The following is a 20,592-nucleotide window of genomic DNA, read 5'->3' as shown; positions in this document are numbered from 1 at the left end:
ACCTATATGGGGCGTCTATAGAATTGCGCCTCCTTTTAACGGGCGTATTGCGCTCGGTGGGAATAGCAGCCGGAGTCTGAAATCCAATGCAAAATCAGCAAATCCGTATCAGGTTGAAGGCTTTCGACCATCGCCTGATCGACCAATCCACCCAGGAAATCGTGGAAACCGCGAAACGTACTGGTGCTCAAGTGCGTGGTCCAATTCCACTGCCTACCCGTAAAGAGCGGTTCACCGTTCTGGTCTCCCCGCACGTCAACAAAGACGCGCGTGACCAGTACGAGATCCGTACTCATAAGCGCGTTCTGGACATCGTCCAGCCAACGGATAAAACCGTTGATGCACTTATGAAGCTTGATCTTGCGGCCGGTGTGGAAGTGCAGATCAGCCTCGGCTAAGACTCGGTCTTAGTCGTGTAACGCTCTGAAATGGGCGGCCATAGCGGGTGAAAGCCCCGTACACTCATGAGGTTTACAACATGACTATTGGTGTAGTCGGTCGTAAATGCGGTATGACCCGTATTTTCACCGAAGAAGGTGTCTCCATTCCGGTCACGGTCATTGAGATCGAGCCGAATCGCGTCACCCAGTTCAAAACTGAAGAGACCGATGGCTATCGTGCAGTGCAAGTCACTGTCGGCGAGCGTCGCGCTTCGCGTGTAACAGCAGCTCAGGCTGGCCACTTCGCCAAGGCGAACGTTGCCGCTGGTCGTACCGTAATGGAATTCCGCCTTGAAGAAGGCGAGTACCAGGCCGGCGATCTGATCAACGCTGAAATCTTCGCCGCTGGTCAACTGGTTGATGTAACCGGTCAGTCCAAGGGTAAAGGCTTCCAGGGTACGATCAAGCGTTGGAACTTCCGCGGGCAAGATAACACCCACGGTAACTCCGTATCCCACCGCGTTCCAGGCTCTATCGGCCAGTGCCAGACTCCTGGTCGTGTATTCAAGGGCAAAAAAATGTCCGGTCATATGGGCGCTGAGCGCGTGACCGTGCAGTCCCTCGAAGTAGTGCGCGTGGACGCTGAACGCAATCTGTTGTTGGTCAAGGGCGCTGTTCCTGGCGCTACTGGCGGCAACTTGGTTGTACGTCCAGCAGCCAAGGCTCGCGGTTAAGGGGAAGCTGACATGCAATTAAATGTAAATGACGCTCAAGCGATCGAAGTTTCCGAACTGACATTTGGCGGCGAATTCAACGAGACGCTGGTTCACCAAGCAGTCGTGGCCTACATGGCTGGCGGCCGTCAAGGTAGCAAGCAGCAAAAGACCCGTTCCGACGTTTCTGGTGGCGGTAAGCGCCCATGGCGTCAGAAAGGTACTGGCCGTGCTCGTGCCGGTACTATCCGTAGCCCAATCTGGCGTGGCGGCGGTACCACTTTCGCAGCTCGTCCTCAGGATCACTCCCAAAAGCTGAACAAGAAGATGTATCGCGCAGCAATGCGTTCCATCCTTGCTGAGCTGGTGCGTACTGATCGTCTGGTCGTGGTTCAGGACTTCGCTGTTGAAGCACCGAAAACCAAAGATCTGCTGAACAAGCTGAACGGCATGGGCCTGACTGACGTCCTGATCGTGTCTGACGCTGTTGATCAGAACCTGTACCTGGCTGCTCGCAACCTGCCGCACGTCGATGTTCGTGACGTTCAAGGTTCCGATCCGGTCAGTCTGATCGCATACGACAAGGTGTTGATCACCGTGTCGGCCGTGAAGAAATTCGAGGAGCTGCTGGGATGAACCAGGAACGCGTATTTAAAGTTCTGCTTGGCCCGCACGTTTCCGAGAAGGCTACGGTTCTGGCAGACAAGAAAGGCCAGTTCGTTTTCAAGGTTGCGACTGACGCAACCAAGCTGGAAATCAAGAAGGCCGTCGAAAGCTTGTTCAGCGTGAAAGTAGAGCGCGTGACTACCCTGAACGTACTGGGTAAAAGCAAGCGCACTGCTCGCGGTCTGGGCAAGCGTAATGACTGGAAGAAGGCAGTTATCTCCCTTCAGCCAGGCCAAGATCTCGATTTCAGCAGCAGTGCTGAGTAAGGAAGGGGTGCATCATGGCAATCGTTAAATGCAAACCGACTTCCCCTGGCCGCCGTTTTGTGGTCAAGGTGGTCAACCAGGAGCTGCATAAAGGCGCTCCTCACGCACCGCTGCTCGAGAAAAAATCGAAGTCTGGTGGTCGTAACAACAATGGCCGTATTACCACGCGTCACATCGGTGGTGGTCATAAGCAGCATTATCGTCTGGTCGACTTCCGTCGCAACGACAAGGATGGCATCGCTGCCACCGTCGAGCGTATCGAATACGATCCAAACCGTACTGCTCACATCGCTCTGCTGCTGTACGCAGATGGCGAGCGTCGCTACATCATCGCCCCTAAAGGCGTGAGCGCTGGCGACCAGCTGATCGCAGGTGCCCTGGCACCGATCAAGCCGGGCAACGCTCTGCAACTGCGTAACATTCCAGTTGGTAGCACCGTACACGGCATCGAATTGAAGCCAGGTAAAGGCGCACAGATCGCTCGTTCCGCTGGTGCTTCGGCTCAGCTGATCGCTCGTGAAGGTGTCTACGTGACCCTGCGTCTGCGTTCTGGTGAGATGCGTAAAGTACTGGCTGAATGCCGTGCGACCCTGGGCGAAGTCTCGAACTCCGAGCACAGCCTGCGTTCGTTGGGTAAAGCTGGTGCCAAGCGCTGGCGTGGCGTTCGCCCAACCGTTCGTGGTGTTGCCATGAACCCGGTTGACCACCCACATGGTGGTGGTGAAGGTCGTACCTCTGGTGGTCGTCATCCGGTATCGCCATGGGGCTTCCCGACTAAGGGCGCGAAGACTCGTGGTAATAAGCGTACCGACAAAATGATCGTCCGTCGTCGCAAGTAAATAGAGGGATACGACAGTGCCACGTTCTCTGAAAAAAGGTCCTTTTATTGATCTTCACCTACTGAAGAAGATCGAAGTGGCGGCGGAAAAGAACGATCGCAAACCAGTTAAGACCTGGTCGCGTCGTTCGATGATCCTGCCACAAATGGTCGGTCTGACCATCGCAGTACACAACGGTCGTCAACACGTCCCAGTTCTCGTTAACGAAGACATGGTCGGCCACAAACTGGGCGAGTTCGCCGGTACCCGCACTTATCGTGGGCACGTGGCAGACAAGAAAGCCAAGCGTTAAGGGGTTAGGAAATGGAAGTAGCCGCTAAGTTGTCGGGCGCTCGAATCTCCGCCCAGAAAGCCCGCTTGGTCGCCGACCAGATCCGCGGGAAGAAGGTGGGCGAAGCGCTCAACCTGTTGGCTTTCAGCAGTAAGAAAGCCGCCGAGATCATGAAGAAAGTGCTGGAGTCGGCCGTAGCCAACGCCGAGCATAACGAAGGCGCAGACGTTGATGACCTGAAGGTCAGCACCGTTTTCGTCAACGAAGGGCGTTCGCTGAAGCGCATCATGCCACGTGCCAAAGGCCGTGCTGATCGCATCGTCAAGCGGTCTTGCCATATCACTGTCAAGGTTGCTGACAAGTAACGGAGTCGAAGAGATGGGTCAGAAAGTACATCCCATTGGCATTCGCCTGGGAATCGTCAAGGAGCACACCTCCGTCTGGTACGCAGACGGTCGGACTTATGCGGACTACTTGTTCGCTGATCTGAAGGTGCGTGAGTATCTCCAAGACAAACTAAAAAGCGCGTCCGTAAGCCGTATCGATATCCATCGTCCGGCGCAGACTGCACGTATCACCATCCACACCGCTCGTCCAGGTATCGTTATCGGGAAGAAAGGTGAAGATGTTGAGAAACTGCGTCAGGACCTGACCAAGCAAATGGGTGTGCCTGTGCACATCAATATCGAAGAGATCCGCAAGCCGGAGCTCGACGGTATGCTGGTTGCGCAGAGCGTAGCTCAGCAGCTGGAGCGTCGCGTCATGTTCCGTCGCGCTATGAAGCGCGCTGTACAGAACGCAATGCGCATTGGTGCCAAAGGCATCAAAATCCAAGTGAGCGGTCGTCTCGGCGGTGCTGAAATCGCACGTACTGAATGGTATCGCGAAGGTCGTGTGCCACTGCACACCCTGCGTGCCGACATCGACTATGCCAACTACGAAGCTCACACCACTTACGGTGTGATCGGTGTAAAGGTTTGGATCTTCAAAGGCGAAGTAATTGGTGGTCGCCAAGAAGAACTGAAACCACAAGCACCAGCGCCTCGTAAAAAAGCTGCTAAGTAAGGGGTACGCCAAATGTTGCAACCAAAGCGTACGAAGTTCCGCAAGCAGATGACCGGTCACAACCGTGGCCTGGCATTGCGCGGTAGCAAAGTCAGCTTCGGCGAGTTCGCGCTGAAGTCTGTTGCTCGTGGTCGTCTCACCGCTCGTCAGATCGAGTCAGCGCGTCGTGCTCTGACCCGTCACGTAAAACGTGGCGGCAAGATCTGGATCCGTGTATTCCCGGACAAGCCTGTCACCAAGAAGCCACTCGAAGTTCGGATGGGTAAAGGTAAGGGTAACGTGGAGTACTGGGTTGCCCAGATTCAGCCAGGCAAAGTCCTGTATGAAATCGAGGGTGTTTCTGAAGAGCTGGCGCGTGAGGCTTTCGCCCTGGCTGCTGCAAAGCTGCCGCTCGCCACCTCCTTTGTTAAACGGACGGTGATGTGATGAAAGCGAATGAACTTCGTGAAAAATCAGCACAGCAGCTGAACGAGCAACTGCTCGGCCTGCTGCGCGACCAGTTCAATCTGCGTATGCAGAAAGCAACTGGCCAGTTGGGGCAGTCTCATCTGCTCTCGCAAGTTAAGCGTGACATCGCTCGCGTGAAAACTGTGCTCAACCAGCAGGCAGGTAAGTAATCATGGCTGAAGCCGAAAAAACTGTCCGTACGCTGACTGGCCGTGTTGTCAGCGACAAGATGGACAAAACCATCACCGTTCTGATCGAGCGTCGCGTTAAGCACCCGATCTACGGTAAATACGTTAAGCGTTCGACTAAGCTGCACGCGCACGACGAAACCAATCAGTGCCACATCGGCGACAAAGTCACTATTCGTGAAACTCGTCCTTTGGCCAAGACCAAGTCTTGGGCGCTGGTTGATGTTCTCGAACGCGCTGTGGAAGTCTAAGGACTAGGGGTCGGAGAAATTATATGATTCAGACTCAATCCATGCTCGATGTGGCCGATAACAGCGGCGCTCGCCGTGTTATGTGCATCAAGGTGCTGGGTGGCTCCCATCGTCGTTACGCTGGTATCGGTGACATCATCAAAGTTACCGTCAAGGAAGCAATTCCTCGCGGTAAGGTGAAAAAAGGCCAAGTGATGACTGCTGTTGTAGTCCGCACTCGCCATGGCGTTCGTCGTGCTGACGGCTCCATCATCCGCTTTGATGGCAACGCTGCTGTTCTGTTGAACAACAAGCAAGAGCCGATCGGCACCCGTATCTTTGGGCCAGTGACCCGTGAACTTCGTACTGAGAAGTTCATGAAGATCGTCTCGCTCGCCCCAGAAGTGCTGTAAGGAGATCCGACATGCAAAAGATTCGTCGTGACGACGAGATCATCGTGATCGCCGGCAAAGACAAAGGTAAGCGCGGTAAGGTGCTGAAGGTTCTTGCTGACAACCGTTTGGTTGTGGGTGGTCTGAACCTGGTCAAGCGTCATACCAAGCCTAACCCGATGTCGGGCGTACAGGGCGGTATCGTCGAGAAAGAAGCGCCACTGCACGCTTCCAACGTCGCCATCTTCAACGGCGAAACCAACAAGGCTGACCGCGTTGGTTTCAAAGTAGAAGACGGTAAGAAAATTCGTGTCTTCAAGTCGACCCAAAAAGCGGTTGATGCTTGAACACTGCTAGGTAGAAGACCATGGCACGACTAAAAGAGATTTACCGGAAGGAAATCGCACCGAAACTTAAGGAAGAACTTAAGCTTTCGAACGTGATGGAAGTTCCGCGCGTTACCAAAATCACCCTGAACATGGGTCTGGGCGAAGCGATCGGCGACAAAAAAGTCATCGAGCACGCTGTTGCTGACCTGGAAAAGATCACCGGTCAGAAAGTCGTCGTGACTTACGCTCGGAAATCCATCGCTGGCTTTAAAGTCCGTGAAGGTTGGCCGATCGGCGTCAAAGTGACCCTGCGCCGTGAGCGTATGTACGAGTTCCTGGATCGTCTGCTGTCGATCTCCCTGCCTCGGGTTCGCGACTTCCGCGGCCTGAATGCCAAGTCCTTCGATGGTCGTGGCAACTACAGCATGGGCGTTAAAGAGCAGATCATTTTCCCGGAAATCGATTACGACAAGATCGACGCTCTCCGCGGTCTGGACATTACCCTGACCACCACTGCTCGGACGGATGATGAAGGTCGCGCACTGCTGCGCGCTTTCAAATTCCCGTTCCGCAACTGATTGGAGTAGGAAAATGGCCAAGAAGAGCATGAAGAACCGTGAGCTGAAGCGTCAGCTCACCGTTGCCAAGTACGCCACCAAGCGTGCAGCGCTGAAAGCTATCATCGTTGATCTGAACGCAAGTCCAGAAGCGCGTTGGGAAGCTACCGTAGCCCTGCAGAAGCAGCCACGTGACGCAAGCGCCTCGCGCATGCGTAACCGCTGCCGCCTGACTGGTCGTCCGCACGGCGTGTACCGCAAGTTCGGCCTTGGCCGTAACATGTTGCGTCAAGCTGCAATGCGTGGTGACGTTCCAGGTCTGGTTAAAGCCAGCTGGTAAGCACTGTCAAAGTCACGGCGTTCGAGGTCGCAAGATCCTGACCGCCGGTGACCTTGAACTTGAATCAAGCCCCTATTGGGGCTTGATTCATTTGTGGGGTGTGTCTAGAATACCCGGCTCGCCTGAGCCCGTGTTTTTATTGCACGGATGCGCTCGGCGACACGTACTAGCCGAAAGGCTAATTTTTTGTGTATTAGGAGCGTCTAGCCCATGAGTATGCAGGACCCGTTAGCGGACATGCTAACTCGTATCCGTAATGCCCAGATGGCTGAAAAGTCCGTCGTAAGCATGCCATCTTCCACGTTGAAGGTAGCTGTTGCCAAAGTCCTGAAGGACGAAGGTTACATTGCGGGTTATCAGATCAGCAGCGAAATCAAGCCTCTGCTGTCCATCGAGCTGAAGTACTTCGAAGGCCGTCCGGTCATCGAGGAAGTGAAGCGCGTTAGCCGTCCAGGCCTGCGTCAGTACAAGTCCGTCGATGATCTGCCAAAAGTTCGTGGCGGTCTCGGTGTGTCTATCGTCTCCACCAACAAGGGTGTGATGACGGATCGTGCTGCGCGCGCTGCCGGTGTCGGCGGCGAAGTTCTTTGCACTGTGTTCTAAGGGGGGATAAGCATGTCACGCGTCGCTAAGAACCCCGTTAAGCTGCCAGCCGGTGTCGAAGTCAAATTCGCAGGCCAACAGCTTTCGGTGAAGGGTGCCAAGGGCACTCTGCAACTGAACATCCATTCGTCCGTCGAGATCGTTGAAGAAGCTGGTGAGCTGCGTTTCGCTGCTCGCAATGGCGATCAACAGACTCGCGCAATGGCTGGTACCACTCGTGCGTTGGTAAACAACATGGTCCAAGGCGTAAGCCAAGGCTTCGAGCGCAAGCTCCAGCTGGTCGGTGTTGGTTACAAAGCGCAAGCAAAAGGCACAGTGCTGAACCTGGCTCTTGGCTTCTCGCACCCAGTGGATTATGAACTGCCGGAAGGCATCACCGCTGAGACTCCTAGCCAGACCGATATCCTGATCAAGGGCATCGACAAGCAGCTGGTAGGTCAAGTGGCCGCCGAGATCCGCGACTTCCGTCCACCAGAGCCGTACAAAGGCAAAGGTGTGCGCTACGCGGACGAAGTCGTCCGTCGTAAAGAAGCCAAGAAGAAGTAGGGCATAGCAAATGACCGACAAAAAAGTTACTCGACTGCGTCGCGCTCGCAAAGCACGCCTGAAAATGCACGAACTCGAAGTCGTGCGTCTCTGCGTGTTCCGCTCGTCGCAGCACATCTACGCCCAGGTCATTTCGGCCGACGGCAACAAAGTCCTGGCAAGTGCCTCGACTTTGGATAAAGAACTGCGTGATGGCGCCACTGGCAACATCGACGCGGCCACTAAGGTTGGCCAGCTGGTCGCTACGCGTGCTAAAGCCGCTGGCGTCTCGCAGGTGGCTTTCGACCGCTCTGGCTTCAAGTACCACGGCCGCGTCAAGGCGCTGGCTGATGCTGCTCGTGAAGCTGGGCTGGAGTTCTAAGTTATGTCAAATAACGACCAAAAGCGCGACGAAGGCTACATCGAGAAGCTGGTTCAAGTTAACCGCGTAGCCAAAACCGTTAAAGGCGGCCGTATCTTCACTTTCACTGCGTTGACCGTAGTGGGTGATGGTAAAGGCCGTGTTGGCTTCGGCCGTGGCAAGTCGCGTGAAGTGCCTGCTGCGATCCAGAAGGCAATGGAAGCTGCTCGCCGCAACATGATCCAGGTTGATCTGAACGGCACCACTCTGCAGTACGCAATGAAGTCCGCCCATGGCGCTTCGAAGGTGTACATGCAGCCTGCTTCTGAAGGTACCGGTATCATCGCTGGCGGCGCTATGCGTGCTGTCCTCGAGGTTGCTGGCGTTCAGAACGTTCTGGCCAAGTGCTACGGCTCGACTAACCCGGTAAACGTGGTTCACGCCACTTTCAAGGGTTTGAAAGCAATGCAGTCTCCTGAATCCATTGCCGCCAAGCGTGGCAAAAGCGTCAAGGAGATCTTCTGATCATGGCTACCGTAAAAGTTACGCTGATCAAAAGCATGACCGGCCGCATCCCTAACCACAGACTGTGTGTTAAGGGTTTGGGTCTGCGTCGCATCGGTCACACTGTAGAAGTCCTGGATACTCCCGAGAATCGCGGGATGATCAACAAGGCTTACTACATGCTGCGTGTCGAGGGTTAATCGATGAAACTCAATGATCTGAGTCCAGCGCCGGGTTCCCGTCGCGAAAAGCATCGTCCGGGCCGTGGTATCGGTAGTGGTTTGGGCAAGACCGGTGGCCGTGGCCACAAAGGTCAGACCTCCCGCTCCGGTGGCACCATTGCTCCAGGCTTTGAAGGCGGTCAACAGCCGCTGCATCGTCGTCTGCCGAAGTTCGGTTTCGTTTCCCTGAAAGCCATGGACCGCGCAGAAGTGCGTCTGTCCGAGCTGGCCAAAGTGGACGGCGACATCGTCACCGTGCAGTCCCTGAAGGATGCCAACGTGATCAACCAGAACGTTCAGCGTGTGAAAATCATGCTGTCGGGCGAAGTTGCTCGTGCTGTCACCATCGGAAAGGGAATCGGCGCCACCAAAGGTGCGCGTGCGGCTATCGAAGCAGCTGGCGGCAAGTTCGAGGAATAAATGGCTAAGCAAGGTGCTCTCTCTGCGCTCGGCAAAGGCGGTATGTCTGAACTCTGGGCTCGTCTGCGTTTTCTGTTCCTGGCGATTATCGTCTACCGAATAGGCGCACACATCCCGGTTCCAGGTATCAACCCGGACCGACTCGCGGACCTGTTTCGACAGAATGAGGGGACCATTCTTAGCTTGTTCAACATGTTTTCCGGCGGCGCGCTGGAGCGGATGAGCATCTTTGCACTGGGGATCATGCCGTACATCTCGGCATCGATCATCATGCAGCTGATGTCCGCTGTCAGCCCGCAGCTGGAGCAGTTGAAGAAGGAAGGTGAAGCTGGCCGTCGCAAGATCAGCCAGTACACCCGCTACCTCACTGTCGTCCTCGCTCTCGTCCAGGCCGTTGGCATGTCCATCGGCTTGGCGGGGCAGGGCGTAGCGTTCACTGGTGACTTTGGCTTCCATTTCGTTGCGGTAACCACTTTTGTGGCGGGCGCGATGTTCATGATGTGGCTGGGTGAGCAGATTACTGAGCGTGGTGTTGGCAACGGTATCTCGATGTTGATCTTCGCAGGTATCGTCGCCGGTCTTCCGAGAGCGATTGGGCAGTCTTTCGAGTCTGCGCGTCAGGGTGATATCAACATCTTCGCCCTGGTTGCCATCGGTTTGCTGGCAGTAGCGATTATCGGTTTCGTGGTGTTCATTGAGCGTGGCCAGCGTCGTATTGCTGTTCACTACGCCAAGCGTCAGCAGGGCCGCAAGGTGTTTGCTGCGCAGACCAGCCACTTGCCGTTGAAGGTGAACATGGCCGGCGTTATCCCGGCTATTTTCGCGAGCAGCATCTTGCTGTTCCCGGCTTCGTTGGGTGCCTGGTTCGGCCAGTCTGAAGGTATGGGCTGGTTGCAGGACATCTCGCAGTCGATCGCTCCTGGTCAGCCGTTGAATATTCTGCTGTTTAGTGCAGGGATTATTTTCTTCTGCTTCTTCTATACGGCGTTGATGTTCAATCCGAAAGACGTAGCGGAAAACCTGAAGAAGTCCGGTGCCTTTATTCCGGGCATCCGTCCAGGTGAGCAGTCGGCGCGCTACATTGATGGCGTTCTGACTCGTTTGACCTTGTTCGGTGCTCTTTACATGACGGCCGTCTGCTTGCTTCCCCAGTTCCTGGTGGTTGCGGCAAACGTACCGTTCTACCTTGGCGGGACCTCGTTGCTGATCGTGGTCGTGGTTGTGATGGACTTCATGTCCCAAGTACAATCGCACCTCGTTTCGCACCAGTACGAATCCCTGATGAAGAAAGCCAACCTGAAGGGCTACGGCAGCGGCATGTTGCGCTGAGTAGCGTCCATAAGGTTCGAGGAGTTGGTGATGAAAGTTCGTGCATCGGTGAAAAAGCTGTGCCGTAACTGCAAGATTATTCGCCGCGAAGGTGTTGTTCGGGTAATTTGCAGCGCGGAACCGCGTCACAAACAGCGCCAAGGCTGAGTGTGATTGTGCTTTAAGCCCGGCAGCTAGTGCGCTGCCGGGTTGATTATTTGTTATTACAGCGATATTATCTCGCGCCCTATTTCTTGGCTTCCGGGGCGTAGGTAGCTGTCAATTGGAGTCCCACTGAATGGCCCGTATTGCAGGCGTCAACATTCCAGATAACAAGCATACTGTTATCTCGCTGACCTACATCTATGGTGTTGGTCGCACTACTGCGCAGAAAATTTGTGCAGTGGCTGGGGTCAACCCAGCGGCAAAGATCAAAGATCTGAGCGACGAGCAGATCGAACAGCTGCGTGGCGAAGTGGCGAAGTTCACCACTGAAGGTGACCTGCGTCGCGAAATCAACATGAAAATCAAGCGCTTGATGGACCTCGGTTGCTATCGCGGTCTGCGTCATCGTCGTGGTCTGCCAGTACGCGGTCAGCGTACCAAGACCAACGCGCGTACCCGTAAAGGTCCGCGTAAGCCGATCCGCAAGTAATCGCCCCAGCGAATCGACAGGAATTTAATCATGGCAAAACCTGCTGCTCGTCCTCGTAAAAAAGTTAAAAAGACAGTGGTTGATGGCATCGCCCACATCCATGCTTCTTTTAACAACACCATCGTGACCATTACCGACCGTCAAGGTAACGCTCTTTCCTGGGCTACCTCCGGTGGTTCGGGTTTCCGCGGTTCCCGCAAGTCCACCCCGTTCGCTGCTCAAGTAGCTGCTGAGCGTGCTGGTCAAGCTGCGCTGGAATACGGCCTGAAAAACCTCGACGTCAACGTCAAGGGTCCAGGTCCAGGTCGTGAATCCGCAGTCCGCGCTTTGAACGGCTGTGGCTACAAGATCGCCAGCATCACCGACGTGACGCCAATCCCGCACAACGGGTGCCGTCCGCCGAAGAAGCGCCGCGTGTAATCCAGGAGATTGTAAAGAATGGCTCGTTACATTGGTCCAAAATGCAAACTCGCTCGTCGCGAAGGCACCGATCTTTTTCTGAAGAGCGGCGTGCGCGCGATCGAATCGAAGTGCAACATTGAAGCAGCACCTGGTATCCACGGCCAACGCCGCGGTCGCCAGTCCGACTACGGCACCCAACTGCGTGAAAAGCAGAAGGTCCGTCGTATCTACGGCGTTCTCGAGCGTCAATTCAGCGGCTACTACAAAGAAGCAGCTGGCAAGAAAGGCGCAACCGGCGAAAACCTGTTGCAACTGCTCGAATGCCGTCTGGACAACGTTGTATACCGTATGGGTTTCGGTTCTACTCGTGCCGAATCCCGTCAGCTGGTATCGCACAAGTCGATCAGCGTTAACGGTCAGACCGTAAACGTTCCGTCCTACCAGGTTCGTGCTGGTGACGTGGTTGCTGTTCGCGAGAAAGCAAAGAACCAACTTCGCATTGTCCAAGCTCTCGATCTGTGTGCCCAACGTGGCCGCGTAGAATGGGTAGAAGTAGACACTGAGAAGAAGTCGGGCGTTTTCAAGAACGTTCCTGCTCGCAGTGATCTGTCCGCCGACATCAACGAAAGCCTGATTGTCGAGCTCTACTCCAAGTAAGGGCTAGAAAATAGGTGCATCCATGCAGATTTCGGTAAATGAGTTCCTGACACCCCGCCATATTGATGTGCAGGTTGTCAGTCCAACCCGCGCCAAGATCACGCTCGAGCCTCTCGAGCGTGGTTTCGGCCACACCCTGGGCAACGCGCTGCGCCGCATCCTGTTGTCCTCAATGCCCGGCTGTGCAGTAGTCGAGGCCGAGATTGACGGTGTGCTCCACGAGTACAGCGCCATCGAAGGTGTACAGGAAGACGTAATTGAAATCCTGTTGAACCTTAAAGGTCTGGCTATCAAGCTGCACGGTCGTGACGAAGTTACGCTGACCTTGTCGAAGAAGGGTTCGGGGGTGGTTACCGCTGCCGATATTCAGCTGGATCATGATGTCGAGATCGTTAACCCCGATCACGTAATCGCTAACCTGGCGTCTAACGGCGCCCTGAACATGAAGCTCACCGTAGCTCGTGGTCGTGGTTATGAACCGGCAGACTCGCGTCAGAGCGATGAAGACGAAAGCCGCAGCATCGGTCGCTTGCAGCTTGACTCTTCGTTCAGCCCGGTTCGCCGTATCGCATACGTGGTGGAAAACGCCCGTGTCGAACAGCGTACCAACCTGGACAAGCTGGTTATTGATCTGGAAACCAACGGTACCCTGGATCCTGAAGAGGCTATCCGCCGCGCTGCAACCATCCTGCAACAGCAGTTGGCTGCGTTCGTCGACCTCAAGGGTGACAGTGAGCCAGTGGTTGTCGAGCAGGAAGACGAGATCGATCCGATCCTGCTTCGCCCGGTTGACGATCTGGAACTGACTGTACGTTCGGCTAACTGCCTTAAGGCGGAAAACATCTACTACATCGGCGACCTGATTCAGCGTACCGAAGTAGAGCTGTTGAAGACTCCGAACCTTGGCAAGAAATCCTTGACTGAAATCAAGGACGTTCTGGCCTCCCGCGGTCTGTCCCTCGGCATGCGCCTCGACAACTGGCCGCCTGCAAGTCTTAAGAAGGACGACAAGGCGACTGCCTGATCGTCGTAATCACCGAACGTTGTGTTTGGTAAGGAATGAACCATGCGTCATCGTAAAAGTGGTCGTCACCTGAGCCGCACCAGCTCGCACCGCAAGGCCATGTTCCAAAACATGGCGGTGTCGCTGTTCGAGCACGAGCTGATCAAAACTACACTGCCGAAAGCCAAAGAACTGCGCCGCGTTGCTGAGCCGCTGATCACTCTGGCCAAGACAGATAGCCTGGCTAACCGCCGTCTGGCTTTCGACCGTACTCGCTCGAAAGCTATCGTTGGTAAGCTCTTCAACGACCTGGGCAAGCGTTACGCTACCCGTGAGGGTGGCTACCTGCGCATCCTCAAGTGCGGTTTCCGCGCTGGCGACAACGCGCCTATGGCGTACGTCGAGTTGGTTGATCGTGCTACCAGCGGTGAAGCTGTATCCGCTGAGTAAGTCGGCAACATACAAAAAACCGGGCCTTGTGCCCGGTTTTTTGTTGCCTGAAGAAAAGCCGGTGGGCCGTTTCGCCTGGCTTGGCTATCGGCAAGTGGTCAGTCTTAGATAATGACTATCGATGTCCATGATTTAATGAATTTGGATACTGTCACTAACATACTCGATACTCCTTTCCAGCCGATTAGCCGGCAGTTCGAAGACCGACCTAGGAAGATTGAGCATGAGCCAGATCAAAACGCTTACGACCGCCAGCGGCGCTCCAGTCGCCGATAACCAGAACTCTCGCTCCGCCGGTCCGCGCGGCCCGCTGCTGCTCGACGACTTTCACTTGATCGAGAAGCTTGCTCACTTCAACCGCGAGAACATCCCCGAGCGTCGTGTGCATGCCAAAGGGTCGGGCGCCTACGGCACCTTTACCGTCACCCAGGACATCACCCAATACACCAGCGCCAAGCTGTTCGAGTCGATCGGCAAGCAGACGCCCACCTTCCTGCGGTTTTCCACCGTGGGCGGCGAGCGTGGTTCGGCCGACACTGAACGGGATCCGCGCGGTTTCGCCTTGAAGTTCTATACCGAGGAAGGCAACTGGGACATCGTCGGCAACAACACGCCGGTATTCTTCATCCGTGATCCATTGAAGTTTCCAGATTTCATCCACACCCAGAAGCGTCTGCCGCAAAGCAACCTGAAAAGTGCCCAGGCGATGTGGGATTTCTGGTCGCATTCGCCTGAGGCGCTGCACCAGGTCACCATCCTGTTTTCCGACCGCGGCATTCCGGATGGCTACCGCCACATGCACGGCTTCGGCAGCCATACCTACAGCCTGATCAATGCACAAGGTGAGCGGCACTGGGTGAAGTGGCACTACAAGACCTTGCAAGGCATCAAGAACCTCGCGCCGGCAGAAGCGGCACGCCTGGCGGGCACCGACCCGGATTACGCCCAGCGTGACCTGTTCGAGGCCATCGAGCGCGGTGACTTCCCGAAATGGCGCGTTTGCATCCAGATCATGAGCGAGGGCCAGGCCGCGGCGCATTACGAGAACCCGTTCGACGTGACCAAGACCTGGTCGCAGAAAGAATTCCCGTTGATCGAAGTCGGCGAACTCGAACTCAACCGCAACCCGCTGAACTACTTCGCTGAAGTCGAGCAGGCGGCATTTGGCCCGAGCAACATGGTGCCAGGGGTTGGCCTCTCGCCGGATCGCATGCTGCAGGGCCGTGTCTTCGCCTACGCCGATGCCCACCGCTACCGTGTGGGCACCAATCACCAGCAATTGCCGGTGAATGCGCCACGTAGTCCGGTCAACACCTACCAGCGCGACGGCGCCATGGCGTTTGGCAGCAATGGCGGGGCGGCACCGAACTACGAGCCCAACAGCTATGTAGAGGCGCCGAAGCAGGCCCCGCGTTACGCGGAGCCGGCGCTGGCCCTCAGTGGCGCGGCGGATCGTTATGATCATCGCGAAGACACCGACTACTATAGCCATGCCGGTGCGCTGTTCCGCTTGATGAACGATGAGCAGAAAGCCCTGCTGATCAACAATATCGCTGGCGCGATGGGCGGTGTCTCGGCGGACGTAGTGGACCGTCAACTGCAGCATTTCTACAAAGCAGATACTGCTTATGGAGAAGGTATCGCGAAGGCGTTGGGCGTAGCGCTTAACTAAGTCTAAACGAGAAGCAGAACCGCCCTCATTAGGGCGGTTTTTGCGTTATTTAGCTTGGTTTTCTCAGATTTTCTTCGCTTTTATTGCGTTGAGGCAGTGACCTTGCGGTCAGCTTGGTTCAAACTACAACCTTTAAAAGCTTGTGGAGATGTAGGGCGATGCAAGGTCACCCAGACGTAATCGATTACCTCAACACGTTGCTGACCGGCGAGCTGGCAGCCCGTGATCAATATTTCATCCATTCGCGGATGTACGAGGATTGGGGTTTTACCGAGCTCTACGAACGTATCAACCACGAGATGGAAGAAGAGACCCAGCACGCCGATGCACTGATGCGCCGGATCCTGATGCTCGAAGGTACACCGCGCATGCGTGCCGATGACCTGGACGTCGGGACCACCGTACCGGACATGCTCGCCGCCGACCTGCGCCTGGAATACAAAGTCCGCGCTGCGCTGTGCAAAGGCATCGAACTCTGCGAGAAGCACAACGACTATGTGACCCGCGAGATTCTGCGGATCCAGCTCAACGACACCGAAGAAGATCACACTTACTGGCTGGAAAAGCAGTTGGGGTTGATCAAGCTGATCGGGTTGGAGAACTACCTGCAATCGCAGTTCTGATGGATTCATTGTGGAAGCAAGCTCGCTCCCACAGGAAAAAAAAGCCCCTGCCATCGATGAGATGACAGGGGCTTTTTCGTGCCCGGGTGAAATCAGTCCCGATCACGCTCCAGCAGCGGCTTGAGGTAGTAGCCCGTGTGGGACTGCTTCATCTCGGCCACTTGTTCCGGCGTCCCCACGGCGATGATCTGGCCACCTTTGGAACCGCCTTCCGGCCCCAGGTCCACCAGCCAGTCAGCGGTCTTGATAACGTCCAGGTTGTGTTCGATCACCACCACGGTGTTGCCGTGGTCGCGAAGGCGGTGCAGCACGTCGAGCAATTGCTGGATATCGGCGAAGTGCAGGCCGGTGGTCGGCTCGTCGAGGATATACAGGGTCTTGCCGGTATCGCGCTTGGACAACTCGCGGGACAACTTGACCCGCTGGGCTTCACCGCCAGACAAGGTCGTCGCCGACTGCCCGAGCTTGATGTACGAAAGCCCTACATCCATCAACGTCTGGAGCTTGCGCGCCAGGGCCGGTACCGCATCGAAGAACGCCCGGGCCTCTTCGATGGTCATCTCCAAGGTTTCGTGGATGTTCTTGCCCTTGTATTTGATCTCCAGGGTTTCGCGGTTGTAGCGCTTGCTCTTGCACACGTCGCACGGCACGTAGATGTCGGGCAGGAAGTGCATTTCCACCTTGATCAGGCCATCGCCCTGGCAGGCCTCACAGCGCCCGCCCTTGACGTTGAACGAGAAACGCCCCGGGCCGTAGCCCCGTGAGCGGGACTCCGGCACGCCGGCGAACAGTTCACGGATCGGTGTGAACAACCCGGTATAGGTCGCCGGATTGGAACGCGGGGTACGGCCAATCGGGCTCTGGTCGATGTCGACCACCTTGTCCAGGTGCTCCAGGCCCTTGATGCTGTCGTGGGCGGCCGCTTCCAGGGTGGTGGCGCCGTTCAGGGCCGTGGCACTGAGGGGGAACAGGGTGTTGTTGATCAGCGTCGATTTGCCGGAGCCGGACACGCCAGTGACACAGGTCAGCAGGCCGATGGGGATTTCCAGGTCGACGTTGCGCAAGTTGTTGCCGCGAGCCCCCTTGAGGGTCAGCGACAGCTTCTTGTTACGCGGCGTGCGCTTGGCCGGGACCTTGATCTTGACCCGGCCCGACAGGTATTTACCCGTCAACGAGTCAGGGTGCGCCATGACTTCGGCGGCGGTGCCCTGGGCGACGATGTGCCCGCCATGCACGCCTGCACCCGGGCCGATGTCCACCACGTAGTCGGCCAAACGGATGGCGTCCTCGTCGTGCTCGACCACGATCACCGTGTTGCCGATGTCCCGCAGGTGCTTCAGGGTTCCGAGCAACCGGTCGTTATCTCGTTGGTGCAAGCCGATGGACGGCTCGTCGAGGATGTACATCACCCCCACCAGGCCGGCGCCGATCTGGCTGGCGAGGCGGATACGCTGGGCTTCGCCGCCGGACAGGGTGTCGGCGCTGCGATCGAGGGTCAGGTAATCCAGGCCGACGTTTACTAGGAACTGCAGGCGCTCGCGGATTTCCTTGAGGATCTTGTCGGCGATTTCGCCACGACGACCGGTGAGCTTCAAGCCGCCGAAATACTCGGTGGCGTCGCCAATCGGCAGGTTGGTCACCGCCGGCAGCGTCTTCTCGCCGACCCACACATGCCGCGCTTCGCGACGTAGGCGCGTACCACGGCAATCGGGGCAGGGCTGGGTGCTGAGGAACTTGGCCAGTTCTTCGCGCACGCTGGCTGACTCTGTCTCGCGGTAGCGTCGCTCCAGGTTCGGCACGATGCCTTCGAACGGGTGGGAGCGCTTGACGATATCGCCGCGGTCGTTGAGGTATTTGAAATCGACATTCTGCGAGCCGCTGCCGTGCAGGATGAATTTCTGCTGGTCGGCGGGCAATTCGTTGAACGGCTTGTCCAGGCTGAACTTGTAATGGGCCGCCAGCGAACCGAGCATCTGGAAGTAATAGACGTTGCGCCTGTCCCAGCCGCGAATCGCGCCTTCGGCCAGGGTCAGTTCGCCATTGACCAGTCGCTTGGTGTCGAAGAACTGCTTGACCCCCAGGCCGTCGCAGGTCGGGCAGGCGCCGGCCGGGTTGTTGAAGGAGAACAGCTTGGGTTCCAGCTCGCTGATGGCGTGGCCGCAGATCGGGCAGGCGAAGCGTGCGGAGAAAATGATCTCTTCGCCGGGTTCGTCGTCCATCGGTGCGACCAGGGCGATGCCGTCGGCCAGTTTCAGCGCGGTCTCGAAGGACTCGGCCAGGCGTTGTTGCAAGTCGGCGCGGACCTTGAAGCGGTCAACCACCACATCGATCGAGTGCTTCTTCTGTTTATCCAGCTTCGGCAACTCGTCCAGTTCGCACAGCTTGCCGTTGACCCGGGCCCGCACGAAGCCCTGGGCGCGCAGCTCTTCGAATACCATCAGGTGTTCGCCCTTGCGCTCGCGAATCACCGGCGCCAGCAACATCAGCTTGCTGCCTTCCGGCTGGGCCAGCACCAGGTCGACCATCTGGCTGACGGTCTGGGCTTCCAGGGGAATATCGTGATCGGGGCAACGGGGAATACCGACCCGCGCATACAGCAGGCGCAGGTAATCGTAGATCTCGGTGATGGTGCCGACCGTCGACCGTGGGTTATGGGAGGTCGACTTCTGTTCGATGGAAATGGCCGGCGACAGGCCTTCGATGGTGTCGACGTCGGGTTTTTCCATCATCGACAGGAACTGCCGGGCGTAGGCCGACAGCGATTCGACATAGCGGCGCTGGCCTTCAGCGTACAGCGTGTCGAAGGCCAGGGATGACTTGCCGGATCCGGACAGGCCGGTGATGACGATCAGCTTGTCCCGTGGCAGGGTCAGGTCGATGTTCTTCAGGTTGTGGGTACGGGCCCCACGAATCAGGATCTTGTCCAAAGTGGCCTCGCTCGGCGGGCGTCGAAAACGTAGGAGTATACGGGCAAATACTGGATGGATGCACACTATTGAGGACGCGATTGCGGCCATACATGAAGACTGCGCGGCAAACGGTCGCCATATACCCTCTCAATCGATGGGACTGGTAGAATCGCCGCCGGTTCACATGAGGTTTTTCCATGCAAGATCCCCACAGCGAACGCATGAGTCGTGGCGAGACCCGCGCAGCGAGCGGCCTGGCCCTGGTGTTCGCCTTTCGTATGCTGGGCATGTTCATGGTGTTGCCGGTGCTGGCGACCTATGGCATGGACCTGGCGGGCGCGACGCCGGCCCTCATCGGCTTGGCGATCGGCGCCTATGGCCTGACCCAGGCGATCTTCCAGATCCCGTTCGGGATCATTTCCGACCGCATCGGCCGGCGCCCGGTCATCTACCTGGGGCTGATCGTCTTCGCCCTCGGCAGCGTGCTGGCGGCCAATGCCGACTCGATCTGGGGCGTGATCGCCGGACGCATCCTCCAAGGCGCCGGGGCTATTTCCGCGGCCGTCATGGCGCTGCTGTCAGACTTGACCCGCGAACAACATCGCACCAAGGCCATGGCCATGATCGGCATGACCATTGGTCTGTCGTTCGCCGTGGCCATGGTGGTCGGCCCCTTGCTGACCCGTGCCTTTGGCTTGTCGGGCCTGTTCCTGGCGACCGGCGCCATGGCCCTGGTGGGAATCCTGATCGTGGCGTTCATGGTGCCGCGCGCCACCGGACCGCTGCAGCACCGCGAGTCGGGGGTGGCGCGCCAGGCACTGATCCCGACGCTCAAGCACCCGGACCTGTTGCGCTTGGACCTGGGCATCTTCGTGCTCCACGCCATGCTGATGTCCAGCTTCGTCGCCTTGCCGTTGGCATTGGTCGAGAAGGCCGGCCTGCCCAAGGAGCAGCACTGGTGGGTGTACCTGACGGCGCTGGTGATTTCGTTCTTCGCCATGATTCCCTTCATCATCTATGGCGAGAAACGACGCAAAATGAAACGAGTTTTGCTCGGCGCCGTCGTGACGCTGATGCTCACTGAGCTATTCTTCTGGCAGTTCGGCGATAGCTTGCGAGCCTTGGTGATCGGCACGGTGGTGTTCTTCACCGCGTTCAATCTGCTGGAAGCATCGCTGCCGTCGCTGATCAGCAAGGTTTCACCGGCGGGCGGCAAGGGCACGGCGATGGGGGTCTACTCCACCAGCCAGTTCCTGGGCTCGGCGTTGGGCGGGATCCTCGGCGGCTGGTTGTTCCAGCATGGCGGTTTGTCGGTTGTGTTCCTGGGATGCGCCGCGCTGGCTGCACTTTGGCTGGCCTTTGCTGTTACCATGCGCGAACCTCCCTATGTGACGAGCCTGCGCTTGCCCTTATCGCCCGAGGCGATTCGTGAGGCTGGCCTGACCGAGCGTCTGAAGGCCGTCGTTGGAGTAACCGATGCAGTGGTGGTCGCCGACGAGGCGGCCGTATACATCAAACTGGACACCGAATTATTGGATCGCGCGACGCTCGAGCGCCTGGTGAACAACCCGGCCCCGACTACGTGCGAAGCCTAGG

The 20,592-nt window shown here is 57.0% G+C and carries 32 protein-coding genes; 31 read left to right on the top strand and 1 reads right to left on the bottom strand.

The genetic code is table 11. The features are described from left to right. The first annotated feature begins 86 nt into the window (after positions 1 to 86). From rpsJ to bfr, 30 genes are all read left to right on the top strand, one after another. Positions 87 to 398, top strand: a complete 312-nt coding sequence (gene rpsJ / locus HU715_RS22885) for a 30S ribosomal protein S10 (protein ID WP_003186070.1) — start codon at positions 87 to 89, stop codon at positions 396 to 398. Between the two features lie 80 nt (positions 399 to 478). Further along, positions 479 to 1,114: a 50S ribosomal protein L3 gene (gene rplC, locus HU715_RS22880; protein ID WP_003186059.1), complete on the top strand. Its 636-nt coding sequence runs from the start codon at positions 479 to 481 to the stop codon at positions 1,112 to 1,114. Positions 1,115 to 1,126: 12 nt separating this feature from the next. Then, positions 1,127 to 1,729 (top strand): 50S ribosomal protein L4, encoded by a 603-nt coding sequence (gene rplD / locus HU715_RS22875; protein ID WP_003186057.1) that lies wholly within the window; start codon positions 1,127 to 1,129, stop codon positions 1,727 to 1,729. Further along, positions 1,726 to 2,025, top strand: a complete 300-nt coding sequence (gene rplW, locus HU715_RS22870) for a 50S ribosomal protein L23 (protein WP_002555488.1) — start codon at positions 1,726 to 1,728, stop codon at positions 2,023 to 2,025. Before rplD ends, rplW begins: the two co-directional genes overlap by 4 nt. A gap of 14 nt (positions 2,026 to 2,039) precedes the next feature. Further along, a complete protein-coding gene (gene rplB, locus HU715_RS22865; RefSeq protein WP_003186055.1) occupies positions 2,040 to 2,864 on the top strand; it encodes a 50S ribosomal protein L2 in 825 nt (274 codons plus the stop codon). A gap of 16 nt (positions 2,865 to 2,880) precedes the next feature. Then, positions 2,881 to 3,156, top strand: a complete 276-nt coding sequence (rpsS, locus tag HU715_RS22860; RefSeq protein WP_002555486.1) for a 30S ribosomal protein S19 — start codon at positions 2,881 to 2,883, stop codon at positions 3,154 to 3,156. An 11-nt stretch (positions 3,157 to 3,167) separates the two neighbouring features. Further along, positions 3,168 to 3,500: a 50S ribosomal protein L22 gene (gene rplV / locus HU715_RS22855; protein WP_003103908.1), complete on the top strand. Its 333-nt coding sequence runs from the start codon at positions 3,168 to 3,170 to the stop codon at positions 3,498 to 3,500. 13 nt (positions 3,501 to 3,513) lie between these two features. Beyond that, positions 3,514 to 4,200, top strand: coding sequence for a 30S ribosomal protein S3 (gene rpsC / locus HU715_RS22850; protein WP_003176422.1), 687 nt, complete (start codon positions 3,514 to 3,516; stop codon positions 4,198 to 4,200). Between the two features lie 12 nt (positions 4,201 to 4,212). After that, positions 4,213 to 4,626 (top strand): 50S ribosomal protein L16, encoded by a 414-nt coding sequence (gene rplP / locus HU715_RS22845; RefSeq protein ID WP_003186052.1) that lies wholly within the window; start codon positions 4,213 to 4,215, stop codon positions 4,624 to 4,626. Continuing rightward, complete coding sequence (gene rpmC / locus HU715_RS22840) at positions 4,626 to 4,817, top strand: 50S ribosomal protein L29 (RefSeq protein WP_002555481.1); 192 nt, start codon at positions 4,626 to 4,628, stop codon at positions 4,815 to 4,817. The genes rplP and rpmC overlap by 1 nt, the downstream gene beginning before the upstream one ends. Before the next feature lie 2 nt (positions 4,818 to 4,819). Then, positions 4,820 to 5,086: a 30S ribosomal protein S17 gene (gene rpsQ / locus HU715_RS22835; protein WP_003176419.1), complete on the top strand. Its 267-nt coding sequence runs from the start codon at positions 4,820 to 4,822 to the stop codon at positions 5,084 to 5,086. A gap of 23 nt (positions 5,087 to 5,109) precedes the next feature. Further along, on the top strand, positions 5,110 to 5,478 hold the full coding sequence (rplN, locus tag HU715_RS22830; protein WP_002555479.1) for a 50S ribosomal protein L14: 369 nt from the start codon (positions 5,110 to 5,112) through the stop codon (positions 5,476 to 5,478). 11 nt (positions 5,479 to 5,489) lie between these two features. Then, positions 5,490 to 5,804: a 50S ribosomal protein L24 gene (gene rplX, locus HU715_RS22825; RefSeq protein ID WP_003186046.1), complete on the top strand. Its 315-nt coding sequence runs from the start codon at positions 5,490 to 5,492 to the stop codon at positions 5,802 to 5,804. A gap of 20 nt (positions 5,805 to 5,824) precedes the next feature. Further along, positions 5,825 to 6,364, top strand: coding sequence for a 50S ribosomal protein L5 (rplE, locus tag HU715_RS22820; RefSeq protein ID WP_003186044.1), 540 nt, complete (start codon positions 5,825 to 5,827; stop codon positions 6,362 to 6,364). Between the two features lie 13 nt (positions 6,365 to 6,377). After that, positions 6,378 to 6,683 carry a 30S ribosomal protein S14 gene (gene rpsN, locus HU715_RS22815; RefSeq protein ID WP_003186042.1) on the top strand — a complete coding sequence of 102 codons (306 nt, stop codon included), beginning with the start codon at positions 6,378 to 6,380 and terminating at the stop codon, positions 6,681 to 6,683. A gap of 210 nt (positions 6,684 to 6,893) precedes the next feature. Beyond that, complete coding sequence (rpsH, locus tag HU715_RS22810; RefSeq protein WP_003186040.1) at positions 6,894 to 7,286, top strand: 30S ribosomal protein S8; 393 nt, start codon at positions 6,894 to 6,896, stop codon at positions 7,284 to 7,286. A 12-nt stretch (positions 7,287 to 7,298) separates the two neighbouring features. After that, positions 7,299 to 7,832, top strand: coding sequence for a 50S ribosomal protein L6 (gene rplF, locus HU715_RS22805; RefSeq protein ID WP_003186039.1), 534 nt, complete (start codon positions 7,299 to 7,301; stop codon positions 7,830 to 7,832). A 10-nt stretch (positions 7,833 to 7,842) separates the two neighbouring features. After that, positions 7,843 to 8,193, top strand: coding sequence for a 50S ribosomal protein L18 (rplR, locus tag HU715_RS22800; protein ID WP_003186037.1), 351 nt, complete (start codon positions 7,843 to 7,845; stop codon positions 8,191 to 8,193). 3 nt (positions 8,194 to 8,196) lie between these two features. Then, complete coding sequence (rpsE, locus tag HU715_RS22795; RefSeq protein ID WP_003186035.1) at positions 8,197 to 8,697, top strand: 30S ribosomal protein S5; 501 nt, start codon at positions 8,197 to 8,199, stop codon at positions 8,695 to 8,697. Positions 8,698 to 8,699: 2 nt separating this feature from the next. After that, positions 8,700 to 8,876 (top strand): 50S ribosomal protein L30, encoded by a 177-nt coding sequence (rpmD, locus tag HU715_RS22790; protein ID WP_010438202.1) that lies wholly within the window; start codon positions 8,700 to 8,702, stop codon positions 8,874 to 8,876. 3 nt (positions 8,877 to 8,879) lie between these two features. Beyond that, positions 8,880 to 9,317 (top strand): 50S ribosomal protein L15, encoded by a 438-nt coding sequence (rplO, locus tag HU715_RS22785; protein ID WP_003186032.1) that lies wholly within the window; start codon positions 8,880 to 8,882, stop codon positions 9,315 to 9,317. After that, complete coding sequence (gene secY / locus HU715_RS22780; RefSeq protein ID WP_018612224.1) at positions 9,318 to 10,646, top strand: preprotein translocase subunit SecY; 1,329 nt, start codon at positions 9,318 to 9,320, stop codon at positions 10,644 to 10,646. 30 nt (positions 10,647 to 10,676) lie between these two features. Continuing rightward, positions 10,677 to 10,793: a 50S ribosomal protein L36 gene (rpmJ, locus tag HU715_RS22775; RefSeq protein WP_002555468.1), complete on the top strand. Its 117-nt coding sequence runs from the start codon at positions 10,677 to 10,679 to the stop codon at positions 10,791 to 10,793. A gap of 130 nt (positions 10,794 to 10,923) precedes the next feature. Next, entirely contained in the window at positions 10,924 to 11,280 is a 357-nt protein-coding gene (gene rpsM / locus HU715_RS22770; protein ID WP_003194635.1) for a 30S ribosomal protein S13, read from the top strand. Between the two features lie 30 nt (positions 11,281 to 11,310). Next, on the top strand, positions 11,311 to 11,700 hold the full coding sequence (rpsK, locus tag HU715_RS22765; RefSeq protein WP_002555466.1) for a 30S ribosomal protein S11: 390 nt from the start codon (positions 11,311 to 11,313) through the stop codon (positions 11,698 to 11,700). An 18-nt stretch (positions 11,701 to 11,718) separates the two neighbouring features. Beyond that, positions 11,719 to 12,339: a 30S ribosomal protein S4 gene (rpsD, locus tag HU715_RS22760; protein WP_003176404.1), complete on the top strand. Its 621-nt coding sequence runs from the start codon at positions 11,719 to 11,721 to the stop codon at positions 12,337 to 12,339. 22 nt (positions 12,340 to 12,361) lie between these two features. Next, positions 12,362 to 13,363 (top strand): DNA-directed RNA polymerase subunit alpha, encoded by a 1,002-nt coding sequence (locus tag HU715_RS22755; protein WP_003186012.1) that lies wholly within the window; start codon positions 12,362 to 12,364, stop codon positions 13,361 to 13,363. A 42-nt stretch (positions 13,364 to 13,405) separates the two neighbouring features. Next, positions 13,406 to 13,792 carry a 50S ribosomal protein L17 gene (rplQ, locus tag HU715_RS22750; RefSeq protein ID WP_003186009.1) on the top strand — a complete coding sequence of 129 codons (387 nt, stop codon included), beginning with the start codon at positions 13,406 to 13,408 and terminating at the stop codon, positions 13,790 to 13,792. Positions 13,793 to 14,015: 223 nt separating this feature from the next. Then, positions 14,016 to 15,464 carry a catalase gene (locus HU715_RS22745; protein ID WP_186707734.1) on the top strand — a complete coding sequence of 483 codons (1,449 nt, stop codon included), beginning with the start codon at positions 14,016 to 14,018 and terminating at the stop codon, positions 15,462 to 15,464. A 158-nt stretch (positions 15,465 to 15,622) separates the two neighbouring features. Next, positions 15,623 to 16,087, top strand: a complete 465-nt coding sequence (bfr, locus tag HU715_RS22740) for a bacterioferritin (RefSeq protein ID WP_186707732.1) — start codon at positions 15,623 to 15,625, stop codon at positions 16,085 to 16,087. Positions 16,088 to 16,179: 92 nt separating this feature from the next. On the opposite strand, the gene uvrA is transcribed toward bfr, so the two are convergent. Then, positions 16,180 to 19,014 carry an excinuclease ABC subunit UvrA gene (gene uvrA, locus HU715_RS22735; protein WP_186707730.1) on the bottom strand — a complete coding sequence of 945 codons (2,835 nt, stop codon included), beginning with the start codon at positions 19,012 to 19,014 and terminating at the stop codon, positions 16,180 to 16,182. Between the two features lie 179 nt (positions 19,015 to 19,193). Between uvrA and HU715_RS22730 the strand changes: the two genes are divergently transcribed. Then, a complete protein-coding gene (locus tag HU715_RS22730; protein ID WP_186707728.1) occupies positions 19,194 to 20,591 on the top strand; it encodes an MFS transporter in 1,398 nt (465 codons plus the stop codon). Position 20,592 lies beyond the last annotated feature (1 nt).

This window comes from Pseudomonas zanjanensis, from assembly GCF_014268745.2.
Classification (GTDB): Bacteria; Pseudomonadota; Gammaproteobacteria; order Pseudomonadales; family Pseudomonadaceae; genus Aquipseudomonas; species Aquipseudomonas zanjanensis.
Note: the sequence above shows the minus strand (reverse complement) of the source record. Positions and strands in the feature narration are given on the sequence as shown.